Here is an 18,400-nt window from a genome sequence, read left to right on the forward strand (position 1 = left end):
TAGGCGTTGGCGCAGCGCCGGCCTGCGATCGAGCGGCTGTCCACGGTCGTCATTGGTCACTGTGGGCCGCCCTCCGACGGCCCAGGGACGGCCCAGACAAGTCTGTTCGGCCAGCCGATTCGACGGCCTAAGAGCTGATCGGCAACTCCCGCGCCCGCTGCCGAGCTTGGGCCCGAAGCTCTTTCAAGCGGCCGTGGAAAGCGTTGTGGCGGTTCTGGTCGAGATTCAGCGGGAGGTCGAGTTTGGAGATGAGCTGCGACTCCAGGGCCCACGGCTCGTCCTGCTCAACCCAGCACACTCGCGCGTTGTTCGCCATCCACTGAGTCAAGGTCGCTTCACCGGACTTGCCGAAGGTCATCCGCTTGCCGCTGCCAACGCGGCGCAACTCAAATCCAAGCAGGCACCCGAGGGTGAGACGCAGGGTCGAGCCGGCCGCGTTGCCCCGGTAGTGGTAGCGCACCCGCGTACGCAGGTTCTGGGTGCTGGCCCGGTTCGCCATGTACCGCGGGGCTATGCCTACGTAGAGCAGGCGCCCGGCGTCCAAGTCTGGATGGGGCGACTGCTCGAAGCGCCACCCATAGACCCCGGCCGCCGCCGGGACGGGGCTGGGGCGCATCAAAACCTCGTGCGCCGACCACAGTCGTTCGGGACTGACGAGAGCGGTCGCTTCCACGAAGCCTCCAGGTGTGCCACGGCTGATCTTCGCAGGCTACTGGTCGACGCCGACAGAACACCTCCGGCCTGCACGGCTATGTGACATCAGCTTGGGAAGCTAGGGTGATCTAGGGGTCGCTGTGGTGCTGACCTGCGGCGGAGTGCTCGCAGTGATTGGCTGGCCGTCGCCGATACCCCGGTGTTCCCGTGATTCCCCACTGCATCTGGCACGCGTCTGGCACGTCAGTGTCGATGCTGACGCCCGCCACGGGGCCGTTCGTCGATCGTCGCGTGCACCCACCGGATGTCAGTTCATAATATTCCGTGAAGTGGTCGCACAGAGCGTGCCCGTCTCTGATGATGTTGGGATGTCCGACGCCGTATGGAGCAAGCTCATCGGAACGGTTCCCGCAGTACTATGGGTGGCCTTCGCCGCCACGGTGTACTTCACTCTGCGAGGGACGATCGTTCAACGCATGGTGCCGCGGTTGACCGCCGTACGCGCACTCGGAGTTGAGGTCGAGCTCGCTGGCGAGTTGCTCGATCGCGCTCAGGACGAGAGCACGACGACTGTCACTGCGACTGCCAGGCGTACGGCGTTGGGCAGGCTGGAGCATGCCGCCGACGTTCTGAGAGGCGCCAAGTTGCTGTGGGTTGATGACCGCCCTGAGGGCAATGTCCCACTAGTCGAGCTTTTTCGCTCCGCCGACATGCATATCGATGTGACCCTGTCGACTCAGGAGGCCACACCCCTGTTTCGCCGTAGACCGTACGACATCATCGTGAGCAACATTGATCGGGACGGCGATCGGCAGGCAGGGATCAAGATGCTGCGCCTGCTGGACCATTACAAGATCGACGTTCCCGTATTGATCTACACAGGGCGGTTCGATCCAGAAAGGGGCGTTGATCGCAGGATCTTCGCGGCAACTACCGCGCCTGTCGAACTAGTCCACTACGTTATTGATCTCATGGAGAGGGCGCGGCTGGGGTCACTCTGACCTCGCGGTTGGTGTCCCTGGGTACCGGCGAGATACACCCCATCTTGCCTGACGGCTACCCCTCGAAGGAAACCCGTATCGTCAGGGGGCCGTGACCTGGACGTTCGCTGCCCCTGCCCGTAGCTGAACTGTCACTGGTTGTCGCCGTCGGTCGCTGCCGAGCGACCTCGCACGGCCCAGTGACGGCCCAGAGGTGGTCACCCGAGCGACGTCCCCGACTCGTGCAGCCGAACTCTCACCTGGCGGTTGTGCTCAGCGTGCCCGATGACCTCGCCGCGGACGCGGGCCCCGAGAACGGGCAGTCCCATCCCCTCGGGCATGGCAATGATCTCGGCCAGCGCCACGGCGCCCGGAAGTCCGTCGACCCGGATGAAGACGCCGAAGGGCTGGCGTCCGATCACCTCTCCGGTGACGGTGGCCCCCAGGGGGAGGGCTGCAAGGGTCGCTGTCCAGACTTCCTCTGGCGACTGCCCCGGCACGTTGGGGCGGCGCGTTGGCCAGGTGTACTCGTCCATGGGCAGATCATGACCCAGAGGCCGCGACCGCTGCGTTGTAAGGGCGGGTGTGAGGGACGGCCCTGGCGCGCAGGTCACTCCGGCTTTGGAAGGTCCGCAGGTCACCGACACATCTCAACTGAGGCGAACCGCTGTTGACCGTGGTTGACCGCCCCACCTGGCACAGCTGTGGCATGCGACCCCTTGGTCCCGAACTCTCGGCTGGGTGGTCATTGAGATCTCGTGGGCTGGCCAGTTGGCCGTTGGGGGCCATCGGCGGCCGGCTGGGGTCGTGGTGGTTGCTGTACTTCGCTGCGGTACCACAGCGCTCTACGCACGGGTGGCGCTCGGTGCCTCACACCTGCGCTCCCTACTCACCGCCGACTGGGCATCGGGGCGATGCCCTCTAGCGAGGAGTGCCCAATGCTGCGAAACTGCCGGGGCAAGGCCCGCACTGGAGCCAATCATCAGCTGAAATAGCGGGGGCCATGATGATGTCTGCGCCCAGGCCAGGTTCAGGTAGAGATCGAACACTGCTCGTAGAATTCAGGCGTGTTCTCACCAGGGTCAAGCCAGTCCTCGTGAAATCTTCCCTCGCTGTCGCGGCTGCTTTGGGAGTTGCAGCAGAGGCAGTAGACCCTCTGGGAGATTTCCTGAAACGAAGTAATTTCCTTGGGGGTTCTTTCGTTGCGCTTGTTGCCCTCATAATTTTTGATGCCGTGAGTGACCCGGGAGCTGCCTTTGACGATGACGGGGTATATCTCCTATCGGAAGTGGAGGAATTGCGAGACTATATACAGCATGCCTTCGAGTCGAAAGAAGTGCGAATCGATTTCTCAGGCTTCACTATGGAAACGCTCCTAATGGCCCTACGGCCAGCTTTGACGAGCCTCGGAGAAAATAGGGACAAGAACCGAGTTCTTAGGATCCGGGTAGCAGTGGCCCATTTGGATGCGCCAATGAATCTTCCGAGTCGCTTGGTCTCGGGAACAAACACGAATGGCTCACCGACACAGCCCCAGCGCTTTGAGGATTCTCCGGTCGTGCGAGAGAGGGTGAGGGGGATAAAAGAGGGGAATGCGCGATGGCTGCGGCAGTTGATTGACCGCGCACAACAAACGAACCCGCAGCTGAGGATACAGTGCGAGATACGCGAATCTCCTGTAGGTCCGGCGTTCAAACTCTTTGTAATCAACGATGAAATTGCACTACTTGGCCTATATGGCATCGATGACGTGGAAGTCTTCCATGGTGGAAGGCAGTTGCGAATGTTGGATCCTTATGCGTTTCGTCCGGCCGGCGGCGGCTTGTATCTATTGGGCTGGGGGCGTCGCTCGAGATCGAAAAGTATCCGTAAGATTTTCGAGCACTACTCTGAATGGTTTGAAAGTCTCTGGGGAATATTGGAGTATGTGTCGCCAACCTCACGCACTCCGGGGCCCGCTTCTGAGTAGGCTCGGCAGAGAACAGAGTTGGGGGTCCGGCCTCATCTGGTGGCTGAGGTCCGCCTCGATACGGTGTCGTCCGCGCTGTTTGGTGTGAGAGGTAGATGTCAAAGGCCCCGGACTGTGATCGGTCCGGGGCCTTTTTGCTGGGTGCCCCCGGCAGGATTCGAACCTGCGACACCCGCTTTAGGAGTTCGATTCAACGGGCCTCGCTGGGCCAATAGCCAACTCGGCAGCCATCGTCGGAGGCCGCGATGGGCCGCTGCTGTCTGTTGTCGTTGATGTCAGACGTAGATGTCAGCGGGCCCCGCTACCAGCCGCCACCGAACAGGGGTTGCAGGGTGGCTGCCACGCCCGAAGTGACAGCGAGTATGCCGCCCAGACTAGCCAGGGTGGTCGTTGCGTTCTGGAACAACTCTTGCCGCAGCCGTGCCCATCGGGCGCTCCAGAAGATCATCTTAAGTTTCTGGAACTTGTGCTGGCGAAGGTGACAGCCCATTAGGGCGCCGTGGCTGTTGTTGCGGCATGAGCCGCCTCGTCCCTCGGCTCCACACCAGACGGGCACGTTGAAGAAGAAGTAGAAGGCGCTGATCCCGGACAGGACGAGGAGCACGACCGGTCCGAAGTCGAAGCTCAGCCAGCCAGCTATCAGCACCGCGAAGACGATCCAACCCCAGTACTTTCCGAATCCGTTCATGCGGGTTCATGGTTGAGGTGCGTCTGACGTGTGGGAGTGGCGCGACGGGGGCGCATCGAAGCACGCAAACCGCGCTGGCTGATCCACCGGGGCGAAGTGCATCAGCCTGGGAAGCTGCGATCATGTGCGGCTGATTCGGGCGCTGACTTGGGTAACCGGCCGGATTGCGGTCTCATCGGGCCAGGCTGCTTTCACCGTGATTCTCCGCTGTTCCCCGCCTGATCTGGTGCGCTTGTGGAGCGGCGGCGACCGGTAAGTGGTCCGGGTTCAGGAGCGGGGGCGGATGGTTCCTGTTCCGTAGGGTGTGCCGCTCGCGGGATGCTCGTGGGGCAGCGGGGCACGCACGGACCGTGTGGAGCGCTCGTCGCACGCACCGATCTCCTGGAAGTTCCGGCGGGCCTTTCGGAGGCTGAGCCCGCGGTTCGGGCCACCCCGGATCTCGTCCGCGTCGTGCTCGTCCTGGCCGTCGTGTGGCTGCAATCCTTGTCTACCGCTATCCCATGGGACCGCGGCGTTTCAGCAGTGGCCTGATCGACAGAGACCGCGTCACACCGGTCGCCGGCTAAGCCGAACGTGCGTTGCGGTGCACGCTTTCCAACTGTGGTGGTGGTCTTGGTGGCCTCGAACGGGGCCGTTCACCTGCGTTCATGAGAGGTCAACTGGTGGGGCAAGCCCGGTGAGCGGTCCCTTCTGAACGGCCGTGAACGCGGCTGATTGAGACGGAAACTGAGACGGCTCAGCTGGCCGCCGATACGGCTCCGTGCCTCGTTCTGGTGCTGCCGCTACATGGGAGTATGTGGGCGTGGAGACTGCCGCGGACCTGCGAGTGATGCTTGAGTCGTTGGCCAAGGAGGACGGTGTCTTCGGCCGGGTCGAGCGCGGGGATGCCTGCTCCGTTGACGAGCACGTGTACGGCTTGGTCCTTGATGCCCAGAAAGCCTGGGCGCCCTATGCGATCGAGGGTTCTCGGGGGCCGACCCGCCCCGCTGACGTGGCCGATGCACTGACGGCCATCGACAAGGAAGAGGCGGGAACAGTCATGACCTACCTGTCTGCGGGTGACCTTGTCTTTCCCGGCCGGCTGCGTCGTGATCGTGAGCACGCCCATCGAGCGGCGCAGCGAGTGGTGAAGCTGCTGGGATGGGACTCCACGTGGTGGACGAACATCGAACTATCGGGTGCGGGCCAGGGGTGGAACCCGGTATCTCGGTTCTCTTTCGACGGGGTGGTCGCAGGCACGGGCAACGGGTTTGTCGTGGCCCTGCTCCAAGTCGGAGAAGACTGACGCGTGGCGCGTCGCGGTTCTGAACACTGCTCTAGGAGCGAGGTGGGACCGCGTCGTGGCTGACCTGCAGAATCTCAGCCCCGGCGGCAGTCCGTCTGAGCGCCCGTCAGGCTCCGAGATTCCCCGGTGCTCCCCGCAGGTTCCCGCGGCATCGGGCATGAATGGGGCACGGGCACCTTCTGATCCGTAGCTCTAGCGGGATCGGTCAGCGGGGGTCATACCGGCCGCTGGGCGGCCCCGAAGGGACGTTACCGTGCGGGGGTGGCTACCAGGGTTGCGGTACCTGGCTGCTGTACCGCACGATCCAAACGGGGTGACCATGGAACGGCATGTGCTGGAATCGCTGTTGATCGGTGATAACGAGGCGTCCGTGATAGCTCTGGCCGCCCTCCGCAGCGGCGCCCCCTACTCGGTGGAGGAGCGGGTGCAACCCACTGGTGCGCATGCCGGAGTCTTCAGTCGCCGACTTCAGCGCATGCGGATGCGCGGATTCGAACCCCGTGGCCTGGAGCGAGCAGTGCAGCTCATCAGGGAATACGACCGGCCTGTGCGCACAGCGCTGATCGATCCTGACAATCGGACACGGTTCACCCTGCTCTTCCTCACCGAGGACGGCAGTGCACTCGTGGCCTGCGCTAGCTGGCCGCTGCCGCTGGTTGCCAGGAAGCCACCGCTTTAGGAGCGAGGTTGGGCGAGTGCCCCTCTGGCCTGCGAACTGTCCACTTGGGCGGACCGAGGATCAGTCACCCGCTGGCCACCGCAGTTCCCCGTGGCTCCCCGCTGGATCTGGCACGGATGTGGCACGCAGAACTTCTGATCCGTGGCTATAGCAAGATCGGCCGACGGCGGCCATACCGGCCGGGTCAAGGCTGCAGAGGGGCGGCATGGTACGGGGATGGTCGTTGGGGTTGCTGTACTTCACTGCTGTACAGCGTGCTTCGCTGCTACGTTCCGGGCGTGAGCCTCACGCCTCAGTCGACGTTCGTAGTCGGCGATTTGTTGGGGCACGAGCTTGCTGGTCGCGGTTCGGATGAGCCGCTCGTTCTCCCGATCCACCAGGAATGGGCCGTTGCCGCCGAGTGATGGACGCTGGCCAGCGGGACGGCCGATGTCCTGTCGCGCGCACCAGTAGAAGACCCAGCCGAAAGAGACCGGTTCAACCCTGGAGATCGCAAGATCCAGGTTTATCGCTCTGGCGGGCCATGTGAGTTCCCTCAAGACGAGTCCTCGTGCTTCATCTTCAGTCAGCATCTGCCCAGCGTCTCAGAGCGAGCATCGCGGGTGTGCTTCCTCGCCCCAAAGGAACTTGGGTGAGTACTCGACCAAGGGCCGGTGTGCCCTTCACGTGCTGAGGCGCGGGGCCGCGGCCGTCCGATGCGGTCCGCCCCCGCACTGACACAGAGTTTGAGATCCGGCCTCATCTTTATCAGGTCGATCACGGGGGGGCTGTCGACGTCGACCAACCGGGCCTGAGCCTCGGCCGATCGTCCACTGAGGTCCGGCGTCGACCGCTGCTGTTCGCGCTTGTTGGTGTCAGCCACTGGTGTCAGGCGCCCACGCGGTCTTGACAAGCGCTGAGGTGACACGTTCAGCCTTCTTCCGCTCCCGGACACCCACCTTCCTCCGGCGGGGCCATGACGAGACCGGAGCTCACGGCATGCTCGTCGTCGATACCCAGTCGCTGGAGGTACGCCCAGCGGTCGAGCTGAGTGCAGGCCCAGGCAGGGTCATAGGCCGCCGTGGGCAGCTGGGGCACGCGTTTGCGACCTGTGTCGTCGAGTCGGTAAGGGACCTCGAACGCTGCATCCCAGAGGGATAGATCGGCGACGAAACGCGCCTCAGCTTCCGAAGGATCGATTCCGAAGTAACCGGCGATATCCGCCCAAGAGCTGCCCCGCTCACGCTCATAGATCACAGCCGAGACCAGCGCGCGTTCAGCAAGTTCAATGAGCTGAAGCGCTTGACTCACCCGGCCCCCGGGGCCCGTGTCAGGGTCGCGGCGCGTCGCGACCAGGCCACTCGCGCTGTCAGCGACGTCCACGGCATGGTCGCAAAGCACCAAGCGTGCCAGCGCTTGGCGGGAAAATCGGGCGCGGTCGACGTCGTAGGGGGTCGTCTCGGTCATGCGCACAGCGTCGCAGGAGGCGTCCGTTTCACGAACCTGATTTCCCTGGAACTGTTCACTCCTCGACGGCATGGCCACACGAGTGTCTACCTCAACCCACCACTCACCCCAGCTCCCATCCCGTCCGCCGTCGACCCACACACCGTGGAGCGGGCGTGGTCGATGGCGTCCAGGTGGAGCGCGCCACTGTACGAACGACCTGGACGCCAGGGGCCGCGTCTGCTCGGCTCTGCCTGGGTCGATGGCAGACGGGATGGGAGCTCCCCGCGGATGCCACTCCCCGGCCGGCACTCGCCTGAGTGACGCAGATGACGCGGTGACGCAGAATTCCGCACCTCGGACACACACGGTCTTCCGATAGGGCGGCCGGAGACCAACCCCTTCGGGCATTCCGCCCTGTCTGAGTGCGGATATGTCGCGGCTCAGACCAGTGCATTTCCAACTCATGGAGGACCCAGTGAGTGCGTCCGCCCCCGCCAGAGACGACCCCCGCGCCATCCTCCGGGGCGGTCTCCCGGACCGGTACCTCACAGCCGACGACATCGCCGAGATCTTCGAGGTGCCCAAGGAAACCGTCTACCAGTGGCGTAAGAAGCGCATCGGCCCGCGCGGCTTCCGCATAGGCAAGTACATCCGTTACGACCCCGCCGACGTGCACGCATACGTCGCCAGCCGCAAAGACGCCGACCGCAACGTCGCCTAACCGAATAGCCACACCAGACAGCAGGGAGAGCCGCTAACCCGCGGCTCTCCCTGCTGCTTGCCGAGAAGGGACCGCCACCACATGGCAGGCCACATCCAAGACCGCTGGTTCAAGGACGAGACCAATGCCAATGGCAAGGACGTTCGTATCAAGACCAGCCGCTACGGCGCAGGCATGCGCTACCGAGCCCGGTACGTCGGGCCCGACGGCACCGAGAAGTCCAAGAGCTTCCCCGACGGCAAAAAGCGGCTCGCCGAACAGTGGCTCTCTGCCATTGAGGCAGACATGTCCCGCGGTCAGTACATCGACCCTGCCGCCGGCCGCGTGACGTTCGGCCAGTACGCCGACAAGTGGCTGAAGACGCAGACCACAGGCATGACGACACGAGCGTCGGTGGAGTCGGCGATCCGCGGCCACGCGATCCCGTACATCGGGCCCCGGCCGCTCGGTTCGTTCAAGCCGGAGCACATCAGGGACTGGCTGAGCGAACTGGAGCGGGCCGTACCCGCAACGTCGTATCGGCGCGTGATCTACAACAGCGTTTCGACAATCCTGAACGCGGCCGTCGACGACGGCCACCTCTCGAAAAACCCCTGCCACGCCCAATCCGTAAGGCCACCTGCCGCGGGAACCGGTCGCGTCACGCCGTGGAGCGCTGAGCGGGTGTTCGCCGTTCGGGGCGCACTGCCGGAGCGTTATCACGCGACCGTGGATCTCGGAGGCGGATGCGGACTCCGGCAAGGGGAGATCTTCGGACTGCCTGCCGATGAGATCGATTTCGACTCCGGGTGGCTGCATGTGGTGAATCAGGTGCCGGTGACGAAGCAAGGCATGGTGTTCGCCCCGCCGAAGCGCGAGAAGCTGCGGGACGTTCCCTTGCCCGACCGTGTGGCGCACGTCCTCAAGCTCCATATGGAGGCTTTCCCGCCGGTAGAGGTCACCCTGCCGTGGCTTCGGGTAGGCGGGCCCCCAATCACGCGACGACTGCTGTTCACTCGACTCGACGGCACGGGGGCCGTTCGCCGCACGGACTTCAACGATCGCGCGTGGAAGCCCGCTCTGGCCGCGGCCAGCGTGATTCCACTCCCGAAGCCGCGCGAGCGCTACCAGTCTGCTCGTGAGCACGGCGGCACTGAGCAACTACCTCGGACACAACGACCCAGGGTTCACGCTCCGGGTCTACACGCACCTGATGCCGAGCAGCGATGCACGGGCCCGGAAGGCGGTGGACGGCCTGTACGCGGGGGCGATCTGATGGCGGACGGCCCACAGACGGCCCAGGAAGGCCGAGACGCCGTGGGGCCGACGGTATGCAACCGTCGGCCCCACGCGCGGAAAGTGCCAGGAAACCGCTTTGACCTGCGGCTACAGCACCGGCAGGTTCTTCCGCAGCTCGAACGCGGTGACCTCGCTGCGGTACTCGTGCCACTCCGCGCGCTTGTTGCGCAGGAAGAAGTCGAAGACGTGCTCGCCGAGGGTGTCGGCGAGGAGGTCGCTGCGCTCCATGAGGCTCAGTGCCTCGCCGAGGTTCTGCGGGAGGGGCTCGATGCCCATCGCGCGGCGCTCGGCGTCGGACAGGGCCCAGACGTCGTCCTCGGCGCCGGGCGGCAGTTCGTAACCCTCCTCGATGCCCTTGAGGCCGGCGGCGAGGAGGACGGCGTAGGCCAGGTACGGGTTCGTGCCGGAGTCGAGGGAGCGGACCTCCACGCGCGCGGAGCCGGTCTTGCCGGGCTTGTACATCGGCACGCGGACCAGCGCGGAGCGGTTGTTGTGGCCCCAGCAGATGTACGAGGGGGCCTCGCCGCCCGCGCCCGCGGTGCGCTCGGAGCCGCCCCAGATGCGCTTGTAGGAGTTCACCCACTGGTTGGTGACCGCCGAGATCTCCGCCGCGTGCCGCAGCAGGCCCGCGATGAAGGAGCGGCCGACCTTGGAGAGCTGGAACTCGGCGCCCGACTCGTAGAACGCGTTGCGGTCGCCCTCGAACAGGGAGAGGTGCGTGTGCATGCCGCTGCCCGGGAACTCCGAGAACGGCTTCGGCATGAAGGTCGCCTGGACGCCCTGTTCCAGCGCCACCTGCTTCATGACCAGGCGGAACGTCATGATGTTGTCGGCCGTGGACAGCGCGTCCGCGTAGCGCAGGTCGATCTCTTGCTGGCCGGGGGCGCCTTCGTGGTGGGAGAACTCGACCGAGATGCCCATCGACTCCAGCATGGTGATCGCCTGGCGGCGGAAGTCCATGCCGACGTTCTGCGGAGTGTGGTCGAAGTAGCCGGAGTTGTCGGCGGGGGTCGGGCGGGAGCCGTCGAGGGGCTTGCTCTTCAGCAGGAAGAACTCAATCTCGGGGTGGGTGTAGAAGGTGAAGCCGAGATCGGAGGCGCGGGCCAGAGCGCGCTTGAGGACGTAGCGCGGGTCGGCGAAGGACGGGGAGCCGTCCGGCATGAGGATGTCGCAGAACATGCGGGCGGTGCCGGGGGCCTCCGCGCGCCACGGCAGGACCTGGAAGGTGGACGGGTCCGGCTTGGCGATCATGTCGGACTCGTAGACCCGGGCGAAGCCCTCGATCGCGGAGCCGTCGAAACCGATGCCCTCGTCGAAGGCCTGTTCCAGCTCGGCGGGGGCCACGGCGACGGACTTGAGGAAGCCCAGCACGTCCGTGAACCACAGCCGTACGAAACGGATGTCGCGTTCCTCCAAGGTCCGGAGCACGAACTCCTGCTGCTTGTCCATCTTCCGCTTCCCCATCCTTGCTGGTCAGGCCGCCTGTCTCCCGCAGCACGGGAGGCGCTCGGGCACCTGAGCATCCCACCACAACAGCGTTTCACGCGCGTTGCGGACCTTGATCGCCCGGACGTAATCGGCCTGAACGACTCGCGTACGGCAGGTGTACTGCTCTGCCGCCCATCTTGCCTGTTCGCACCGACATTCGTCATGGGCGCCCGAGTCCGTCCCGCCCTCGCTCTTAAATTTGCATTTCAGATGCAAGTTTAAATAACGTGCAGGTGTCCGAACGTCGTTCCCGCAGAGCCCCGAGGAGCCCCCGATGTTGTCCGAGCAGTCCGCGACCACCGTCCGCGCCACCCTTCCCGCCGTGGGCGCGTCCCTCGGCGAGATCACCGAGCGCTTCTACGCCGGGCTGTTCGCCGCCCGTCCCGAGCTGCTGCGCGATCTGTTCAACCGCGGCAACCAGGCCGCCGGCACTCAGCGCCAGGCGCTGGCCGGATCCATCGCCGCCTTCGCGACGCACCTGCTGGACCACCCGGACCGGCGTCCGGACACGCTGCTGAGCCGCATCGCCCACAAGCACGCCTCACTGGGCGTCACCCCCGAGCAGTACGCGCTCGTCCACGAGCACCTCTTCGCCGCCATCGCCGACGTGCTCGGCGAGGCCGTCACCCCCGAGGTCGCGGCCGCCTGGACCGAGGTCTACTGGCTGATGGCGAACGCGCTGATCGCGATCGAGAAGCGACTGTCCGAGGAGGCCCGCGAACCCGGGCACCGGGAGTGGGAGGTCGTGGAACGGGTCACGGAGACCGCCGACGTCGTCACCTTCCGGCTGCGGCCCGTCGACGGCGGGCCGGTGCCCGGTTTCCGGGCGGGGCAGTACGTCTCCGTGCAGGTCGAACTCCCCGACGGCGCCCGCCAGATACGGCAGTACAGCCTCTCCGGCGCGCCGGACGCGACGCAGCGGCAGATCAGCGTCAAGCGGGTGCCCGGTGCGCCGGGACCCGAGGGCGAGGTCTCCCACCACCTGCACGCGCGCGTGCAGGTGGGCAGCGTCCTTCGGCTGTCGGCGCCCCGCGGCGACCTCGTCCTCGACGACACCGCCGGCACCCCCTTGCTGCTCGCCTCCGCGGGCATCGGCGTGACCCCGATGATCTCGATGCTGGCGCAGCTCGCGGACGCCGGGCACCCGGCTCCGGTCACCGTCGTGCACGGCGACCGCTCCCCCGCCGACCACGCCCTGCGCGACGACCACGAGGCCTACGCGGCGAAGCTGCCGGACGCGGCGGTCCACTTCTGGTACCAGGAGAACGCCGCCGGGGCCGCCCGTCCGGGCCTGGTCGACCTGAGCGGCGTCACGGTCCCGCCCGGCACGCGCGCGTACCTGTGCGGTCCGCTGCCGTTCATGCGGGCGGTCCGGGGACAGCTGCTCGACAAGGGGGTGGCCGCGGCGGACATCCACTACGAGGTGTTCGGCCCGGATCTGTGGCTGGCGGGGGCTGCCTGAGACCCCGGGCGTGCCCGAGAGGCGGCCTACCCGGGCGTGCCCGAGGGCGTCGTCGTCGGCAGCGAGCACCAGCGGGCCTGGTCGTCGGACGGCGGCGCGTCGGACACGGCCTGGACGAAGGACCGTAGGAGGGGCGTCTCCGCGGCCGTACGCCAGACCAGGGCCCAGCGGCAGGGCGGGGCGTCGGTGATCGGCACGAAGGCGAGGTTGGGCCAGGGGTAGAAGTCGGCCGCCTCGGCGGAGACCGCGGCCACGGCCTCGCCGGTGGCGACCGTGTTGAGGATCTCCTGCCAGGTCGACACCCCGGGCCCGCGCGGCACGGGCCGCCCGGAGGGGGTGTGGAAGGGGTTGAGGGCCTCCTCCATCGAGAGGGGCAGCGAACGGCCGGCCACGATCACACAGTCGGCGAGGTCCTCCAGGCCGACGGCGTCGCGTCGGGCGAACGGATGCGTGGTGCCGGTCATCAGCACGACCCGGGAGACGTGGACCACCGGCCCGACGGTGACATCGGGTTCGTCGACGGGCAGCCAGAGCACCGCGATGTCGACCTCGCCGGAGCGCAGCAGGTCCAGCGGGGCGGGCGGCTGGATCTCGCGGAACTGCACCCGGACCGTCGGCCGCCCCTCCTGGAACCGCGCCACGGCGTCGGCGAGCATCCAGGAGTGCGGGCCCATCGTGCCGAGCGTCAGGGCCTCCGTCCCCCGGGCGGCGGCGGTCGCGGCCGCGATGCCCTCGGTGATCTGCCGGTAGCCGGTGTCAAGGTGGCGGTGCAGCAATTCGCCCAGCGGGGTCAGGCGCACCACGCGGCTGGTGCGCTCGAACAGCAGGCCCCCGATCTGCCGCTCCTGCTTCTTGATCGACTGACTGACCCGGGCCTGGGTGACATGCAGGCGGTGCGCGGTGCGGCCGAAGTGCAGTTCCTCGGCCAGGGCCAGGAAGATCTCGATGTCGCGCAGCTCCACGTGCGGTCCTTCGGACGTATTAGCCACCGGTTATGACTCGTTGTCAGGTTCATCGTTGATGGCCGGACGGGCGGTGCGCAAGGTGGGGGGATCACCTACTCGGCAGCCCAGGGGGACGGCACCCATGAGGAAGATCCTCAACACGGCCCACATCTACATGGTCATCGGTGTGGTCAGCGGTCTGTACTACCGCGAGCTCACCAAGGCCGAGGACTTCGACGGCGACACCCAGCTCGCCGTCGTGCACACCCATGTCCTGGCCCTCGGCATGCTGTTCTTCCTCATCGTCCTGGCGTTGGAGAAGCAGTTCACCCTGACCGCCGACCGGCTCTTCGGCTGGTTCTTCTGGATCTACAACGCCGGTCTGGCGGTCACCGTCGGCATGATGACCCTGCACGGTTCGCTCACGGTGCTGGGGCACGCGAGCGGCGAGGGCATCGCGATGGTCGCCGGGCTCGGCCACACGCTGCTGACCGCGGGCCTGGTGCTCCTCTTCGTCACGATCGGCAAGCGCCTGCCGGCCGCCTCCGGATCCGGCGAGGACGGCAGCGGCAGCGGCAGCGGCAGCGGCGACGCCGACAGCAGCGTCGGTGACGGCGCCGACGACACCCACGTCCCCGTCGCGGCGCGACCCGAGGGTCACTGACCGTCCGGCCTCCGCGTGCCGACATCGCCGGCCGCGGACACCGGTCGGCGCGTCACGCCGGCCCGGAGATCTCCAGCAGCAACGGGCCCGTCGGCGCCGCCACGATGTCCTCCAGCGTGATCGGGTCCAGCGAGGCGTAGAACGCCTCCTGGGCCCGGCGCAGGGCTCCGCGCAGCCGGCAGGCGGTGTTCAGGGGGCAGGGCGTGGCGCCCTCGCAGTCGACGACGTCACCCGCGCCCTCGAAGCTGCGGACGAGCGCGCCCACGGACTCCGTGCGGCCCTTCGCGGTGAGCGAGAGTCCACCGCCACGGCCGCGGCGGGCGTCGAGCAGCCCCATGTGCTGGAGTTCGGCGACGACCTTCGCGGCATGGGTGTACGGCACGTCCATGTCCGCCGCCACCTCGCGGGTCGTGGGGCTGGCCCCGTCGGTGACGGCGAGCCGCATGAGGACGCGCAGGGCGAGGTCGGTGGAGCGCAGCAGCCGCATACACACAGGGTAGATAATGTGCATCTGCGCTTCAAATTATCCGCAGGGAGCGCCTGGCCCGCCGGGTCGCCGGGCCGGATCGCCGGGCCGGATCGCCGGGCCGGATCGCCGGGCCGGATCGTATCGATCCGGCCTTTCCTGTGCCCTCTCTACGAGTGGCCCGGCCCGTCCCATTACGATCAGCTGACCCGATGGACCCCGTCGTCCCGCCCCCTTTCCCCAGAAGGACATCCCATGGCTTCCGCCAAGAAGAGCAGCGGCGCGGCGCGCCAGGCCCGTATAGCGGAGATGCGACGCGCCGAGCAGGCCCGCGAGCGGCGCAACCGGATCCTCGTGATCGCGGCGAGCGTGGTCGTGGTCGCCGGGCTCGTCGCCGGCGGCGTGTTCGTCGTACGGTCGCAGTCCGGCGACGACACGGCGAGCGACGCGAAGTCCTCGGGGCACTTCGTCACCGGCAAGGACGGCGTGAAGACGTGGGAGGGGAAGCTGGGCCGTACCCACGTCACCAAGACCGTCAAGTACCCGACCGAGCCGCCGGTCGGCGGGGACCACAACCAGGTCTGGATGAACTGCAACGGTGACGTCTACACCAAGGCGCTGAACAACATGAACGCGGTGCACTCGCTGGAGCACGGCGCGGTGTGGGTGACGTACAACAGCAAGGCCGCCAAGGCCGACGTCGACGCGCTGGCGGCGAAGGTGAAGAAGACGCCGTACACGCTGATGAGCCCCGACGACAGCCAGAAGGACCCGATCATGCTCACCGCGTGGGCGAACCAGCGCACGGTGACGAGCGCGAGCGACGCGGACGTCGACGCGTTCTTCGAGAAGTTCGTCCAGGGCGCGCAGACCCCCGAGCCGGGTGCCGCCTGCACGGGAGGGCTCTCGCAGTGAGGCACGTCGGACTGGTCGCGGGGGCCGCGGCGGCGCTGCTCGTCGCGGCCGGCGCGATCACCTACTCGGTCGCCGAGGAGCACGGCTCCGGCGACGGCACGCCCAGCGCGGACTCCGCGGACGCCGGGTTCGCGCGGGACATGGCGGTGCACCACCAGCAGGCCGTCGAGATGTCGTACATCGTGCGCGACCGTACGAAGGACCCGGAACTGCGGCGGCTCGCCTACGACATCGCGCAGACACAGGCCAACCAGCGCGGCATGCTGCTGGGCTGGCTCGACCTGTGGGGGCTGCCGAAGGTGTCCTCCGACGCGCCGATGACCTGGATGGGCATGGGCGACATGGCCTCCGGCAAGGACGGCGCGCTGATGCCGGGCATGGCGACCAACACCGAGATGACGAAGCTCGGCACACTCGGCGGGAAGCAGGCCGAGATCTTCTACCTCCAGCTCATGACGGACCATCACAAGGGCGGTATCCACATGGCCGAGGGCTGTGTCGCCAAGTGCGCGGTCGGGGTGGAGAAGCGGCTCGCGCAGGGCATGGTCGATTCCCAGCAGTCGGAGATCGATCTGATGGCGGGCATGCTCAAGGAGCGTGGCGCGACGGCGCGTCCGTAGCACGGCCGGGTCCGGGGCATCACACCGCCGAACGGACCTAAGCCGCAAATCGCCCTGGACAGGGCTTCCTTGGGGTCTTCTTGGTCTGTTTATTCCCCTGACATGAACGGTTCATCGAAAGAGTGGCCACCACGAGTGATCCACTCGCGACGAACCGCACAGGGGGTTCCATGAGATCCAACCGCGCCAAGGTGCGCGCCGGGGTGAGCCTGGCAGCGACACTGCCGATGCTCGCGGGCGCGCTGGCGATCGGCATACCCGCGGCGCACGCCGTGGACAACCCGGGCCGCGACACGCTGGCGGGCACCAAGCCCACCTGGGCCACGACCAAGGCCGACAAGGGCGCGACGTCGAACGCCGCCCAGGTCTCGGCCCGGGTCTACCTGGCCGGCCGGGACGCGGCCGGTCTCGCCGCGTACGCGAAGGCCGTGTCCGACCCGGCCTCCGCCGCATACGGCAAGTACCTGAGCGACGACCAGGCCCAGGCCCGCTTCGGCGCGAGCCCGGCCCAGGTGAAGGCGGTGAAGTCCTGGCTGGAGTCGGCCGGACTGAAGGTCACGGGCACGACGCGGCACTACGTCTCCGTCACCGGTGACGTGGCCGCCGCCGAGAAGGCGTTCGGCACCCAGCTGCACAACTACGCCAAGGGCTCGAAGACCTACCGCGCGCCGCAGAAGTCGGCCTCGGCGCCCGAGGCACTGGACGGCGCCGTCCTGACCGTCACCGGCCTGGACAACGCCCCGCACCGGGCGAGCGCCAAGGACCAGCTGCCGCCGCCGGACGCCGTGTTCAAGAACGCCGGGCCGTTCTCCTCGTACTACGGCTCGAACGTCGCCACCACACTGCCGAAGGCGTACGGCAAGAAGATCCCGTACGCCGTCCAGGGCTACACCGGCAAGCAGCTGCGTGCGGCCTACGGCGCGGGCGGCTACACCGGCAAGGGCGTGCGCATCGCGATCACCGACGCGTACGCCTCGCCGACCATCGCCTACGACGCGGCCACCTACGCGAAGAAGCACGGCGACGCGGGCTGGAAGACCGGCCAGCTGCGCCAGGTGCTGCCCGGCACCTACACGAAGACCGAGGAGTGCGGGGCCGCCGGCTGGTACGGCGAGGAGACCCTCGACGTCGAGGCCGTGCACGCGGTCGCGCCCGCCGCCCAGGTCACCTACGTGGGTGCCGCGTCCTGCTACGACGACGACCTGCTCGACTCGCTCAGCAAGATCGTCGACAACCACCTGGCCGACATCGTCTCCAACTCCTGGGGCGACATCGAGGCCAACCAGACGCCGGACCTCGCGGCCGCCTACGACCAGGTCTTCCAGTTCGGCGCGGTCGAGGGCATCGGCTTCTACTTCTCCTCCGGCGACAACGGCGACGAGGTCGCCAACACCGGTACGAAGCAGGTCGACACCCCGGCCAACTCGGCGTGGGTGACGGCGGTAGGCGGCACCTCGCTGGCGGTCGGCAAGGGCGACAAGTACCTGTGGGAGACCGGCTGGGGCACCGAGAAGGCCAGCCTGTCGGCCGACGGGAAGAGCTGGACGGACTTCCCCGGCGCGTTCACCTCGGGTGCGGGCGGCGGCACCAGCGCGACGGTGGCGGAGCCCTTCTACCAGAAGGGTGTCGTCCCGGACGCGCTCGCCAAGGCCAACAACGCCGGCGGCAACCGCGTGCTCCCGGACATCTCCGCGATCGCCGACCCGAACACCGGCTTCAAGGTCGGCCAGACGCAGACCCTGGCGAACGGCTCCCAGGCGTACAGCGAGTACCGCATCGGCGGCACCTCGCTGGCCGCGCCGGTCATCGCGGCCGTGCAGGGTCTCGCCCAGGAGGCCCGCGGCGGCAAGGCGCTCGGCTTCGCCAACCCGTCGATCTACGCGAAGTACGGCACGAAGGTGTACCACGACGTCACGGACAACCCGACCGGCTCCGGCCTGGCCGTGGCCCGCGTCGACTTCGTGAACGGCTTCGACGCCACCGACGGTCTGGCCACCTCGGTGCGCAGCCTCGGCAAGGACAGCTCACTGAAGGCAGTGAAGGGCTACGACGACGTGACCGGCGTGGGCTCGCCCGCGAACGGCTACGTCCAGTCCTACCGCCGCCACTGAGGCGCCGGCAACGCGCGCGAAGGGGCGCGGAACGGATCGTTCCGCGCC

General features: G+C 67.1%; 19 protein-coding genes and 1 pseudogene. 11 read left to right on the forward strand and 9 right to left on the reverse strand.

What is annotated here, in order from left to right:
* Positions 1-127: 127 nt before the first annotated feature.
* The gene (locus ACFV0T_RS32430; RefSeq protein WP_385787023.1) at positions 128-673 is read right to left on the reverse strand and encodes a GIY-YIG nuclease family protein; all 546 of its coding nucleotides are present in this window, start codon (positions 671-673) and stop codon (positions 128-130) included.
* A gap of 349 nt (positions 674-1,022) precedes the next feature.
* On the opposite strand from ACFV0T_RS32430, the gene ACFV0T_RS32435 reads away from it, so the two are divergent.
* Positions 1,023-1,655, forward strand: coding sequence for a multidrug DMT transporter permease (locus tag ACFV0T_RS32435; protein WP_385787026.1), 633 nt, complete (start codon positions 1,023-1,025; stop codon positions 1,653-1,655).
* A 197-nt stretch (positions 1,656-1,852) separates the two neighbouring features.
* On the opposite strand, the gene ACFV0T_RS32440 is transcribed toward ACFV0T_RS32435, so the two are convergent.
* The 3 genes from ACFV0T_RS32440 to ACFV0T_RS32450 all read right to left on the reverse strand — a co-directional run bounded on the left by ACFV0T_RS32440 (position 1,853) and on the right by ACFV0T_RS32450 (position 4,771).
* On the reverse strand, positions 1,853-2,170 hold the full coding sequence (locus tag ACFV0T_RS32440; RefSeq protein ID WP_385787028.1) for a hypothetical protein: 318 nt from the start codon (positions 2,168-2,170) through the stop codon (positions 1,853-1,855).
* 1,734 nt (positions 2,171-3,904) lie between these two features.
* Entirely contained in the window at positions 3,905-4,291 is a 387-nt protein-coding gene (locus tag ACFV0T_RS32445) for a hypothetical protein (RefSeq protein ID WP_385787031.1), read from the reverse strand.
* Positions 4,292-4,558: 267 nt separating this feature from the next.
* A complete protein-coding gene (locus ACFV0T_RS32450) occupies positions 4,559-4,771 on the reverse strand; it encodes a CPCC family cysteine-rich protein (RefSeq protein WP_385787034.1) in 213 nt (70 codons plus the stop codon).
* A gap of 322 nt (positions 4,772-5,093) precedes the next feature.
* Here ACFV0T_RS32450 and ACFV0T_RS32455 point away from each other — a divergent pair, with 322 nt between their 5' ends.
* Both ACFV0T_RS32455 and ACFV0T_RS32460 read left to right on the forward strand, forming a co-directional pair.
* The gene (locus ACFV0T_RS32455) at positions 5,094-5,576 is read left to right on the forward strand and encodes a hypothetical protein (protein ID WP_385787037.1); all 483 of its coding nucleotides are present in this window, start codon (positions 5,094-5,096) and stop codon (positions 5,574-5,576) included.
* Between the two features lie 319 nt (positions 5,577-5,895).
* The gene (locus tag ACFV0T_RS32460; protein WP_385787074.1) at positions 5,896-6,255 is read left to right on the forward strand and encodes a hypothetical protein; all 360 of its coding nucleotides are present in this window, start codon (positions 5,896-5,898) and stop codon (positions 6,253-6,255) included.
* A 239-nt stretch (positions 6,256-6,494) separates the two neighbouring features.
* On the opposite strand, the gene ACFV0T_RS32465 is transcribed toward ACFV0T_RS32460, so the two are convergent.
* The gene (locus ACFV0T_RS32465; RefSeq protein WP_385787040.1) at positions 6,495-6,827 is read right to left on the reverse strand and encodes a hypothetical protein; all 333 of its coding nucleotides are present in this window, start codon (positions 6,825-6,827) and stop codon (positions 6,495-6,497) included.
* A gap of 337 nt (positions 6,828-7,164) precedes the next feature.
* Complete coding sequence (locus ACFV0T_RS32470; RefSeq protein ID WP_385787043.1) at positions 7,165-7,701, reverse strand: hypothetical protein; 537 nt, start codon at positions 7,699-7,701, stop codon at positions 7,165-7,167.
* Between the two features lie 445 nt (positions 7,702-8,146).
* Here ACFV0T_RS32470 and ACFV0T_RS32475 point away from each other — a divergent pair, with 445 nt between their 5' ends.
* From ACFV0T_RS32475 to ACFV0T_RS32485, 3 genes and pseudogenes are all read left to right on the forward strand, one after another.
* Positions 8,147-8,404: a helix-turn-helix transcriptional regulator gene (locus tag ACFV0T_RS32475; protein ID WP_385787046.1), complete on the forward strand. Its 258-nt coding sequence runs from the start codon at positions 8,147-8,149 to the stop codon at positions 8,402-8,404.
* 375 nt (positions 8,405-8,779) lie between these two features.
* A pseudogene (locus ACFV0T_RS32480) lies at positions 8,780-8,836 on the forward strand (hypothetical protein); the annotation flags it as partial.
* A 685-nt stretch (positions 8,837-9,521) separates the two neighbouring features.
* Positions 9,522-9,659, forward strand: coding sequence for a hypothetical protein (locus tag ACFV0T_RS32485; RefSeq protein ID WP_385787048.1), 138 nt, complete (start codon positions 9,522-9,524; stop codon positions 9,657-9,659).
* 110 nt (positions 9,660-9,769) lie between these two features.
* On the opposite strand, the gene glnA is transcribed toward ACFV0T_RS32485, so the two are convergent.
* On the reverse strand, positions 9,770-11,131 hold the full coding sequence (gene glnA, locus ACFV0T_RS32490; RefSeq protein ID WP_385787051.1) for a type I glutamate--ammonia ligase: 1,362 nt from the start codon (positions 11,129-11,131) through the stop codon (positions 9,770-9,772).
* A 313-nt stretch (positions 11,132-11,444) separates the two neighbouring features.
* Here glnA and ACFV0T_RS32495 point away from each other — a divergent pair, with 313 nt between their 5' ends.
* On the forward strand, positions 11,445-12,632 hold the full coding sequence (locus ACFV0T_RS32495; RefSeq protein WP_385787054.1) for a globin domain-containing protein: 1,188 nt from the start codon (positions 11,445-11,447) through the stop codon (positions 12,630-12,632).
* A gap of 26 nt (positions 12,633-12,658) precedes the next feature.
* On the opposite strand, the gene ACFV0T_RS32500 is transcribed toward ACFV0T_RS32495, so the two are convergent.
* On the reverse strand, positions 12,659-13,594 hold the full coding sequence (locus ACFV0T_RS32500) for a LysR family transcriptional regulator (protein WP_385787057.1): 936 nt from the start codon (positions 13,592-13,594) through the stop codon (positions 12,659-12,661).
* A 124-nt stretch (positions 13,595-13,718) separates the two neighbouring features.
* On the opposite strand from ACFV0T_RS32500, the gene ACFV0T_RS32505 reads away from it, so the two are divergent.
* A complete protein-coding gene (locus ACFV0T_RS32505; RefSeq protein ID WP_385787060.1) occupies positions 13,719-14,240 on the forward strand; it encodes a DUF2871 domain-containing protein in 522 nt (173 codons plus the stop codon).
* A 52-nt stretch (positions 14,241-14,292) separates the two neighbouring features.
* Here ACFV0T_RS32505 and ACFV0T_RS32510 read toward each other — a convergent pair whose 3' ends face one another.
* Positions 14,293-14,727 (reverse strand): RrF2 family transcriptional regulator, encoded by a 435-nt coding sequence (locus tag ACFV0T_RS32510; RefSeq protein ID WP_385787062.1) that lies wholly within the window; start codon positions 14,725-14,727, stop codon positions 14,293-14,295.
* Positions 14,728-14,961: 234 nt separating this feature from the next.
* Here ACFV0T_RS32510 and ACFV0T_RS32515 point away from each other — a divergent pair, with 234 nt between their 5' ends.
* The 3 genes from ACFV0T_RS32515 to ACFV0T_RS32525 all read left to right on the forward strand — a co-directional run bounded on the left by ACFV0T_RS32515 (position 14,962) and on the right by ACFV0T_RS32525 (position 18,352).
* On the forward strand, positions 14,962-15,621 hold the full coding sequence (locus tag ACFV0T_RS32515; RefSeq protein WP_385787065.1) for a DUF3105 domain-containing protein: 660 nt from the start codon (positions 14,962-14,964) through the stop codon (positions 15,619-15,621).
* Positions 15,618-16,241, forward strand: coding sequence for a DUF305 domain-containing protein (locus ACFV0T_RS32520; protein WP_385787068.1), 624 nt, complete (start codon positions 15,618-15,620; stop codon positions 16,239-16,241). The genes ACFV0T_RS32515 and ACFV0T_RS32520 overlap by 4 nt, the downstream gene beginning before the upstream one ends.
* A gap of 170 nt (positions 16,242-16,411) precedes the next feature.
* The gene (locus ACFV0T_RS32525) at positions 16,412-18,352 is read left to right on the forward strand and encodes a protease pro-enzyme activation domain-containing protein (protein WP_385787071.1); all 1,941 of its coding nucleotides are present in this window, start codon (positions 16,412-16,414) and stop codon (positions 18,350-18,352) included.
* The last annotated feature ends 48 nt before the right edge of the window (positions 18,353-18,400 follow it).

The sequence above is a fragment of the Streptomyces sp. NPDC059582 genome (assembly GCF_042735715.1).
In the GTDB taxonomy this organism is placed as follows: domain Bacteria; phylum Actinomycetota; class Actinomycetes; order Streptomycetales; family Streptomycetaceae; genus Streptomyces.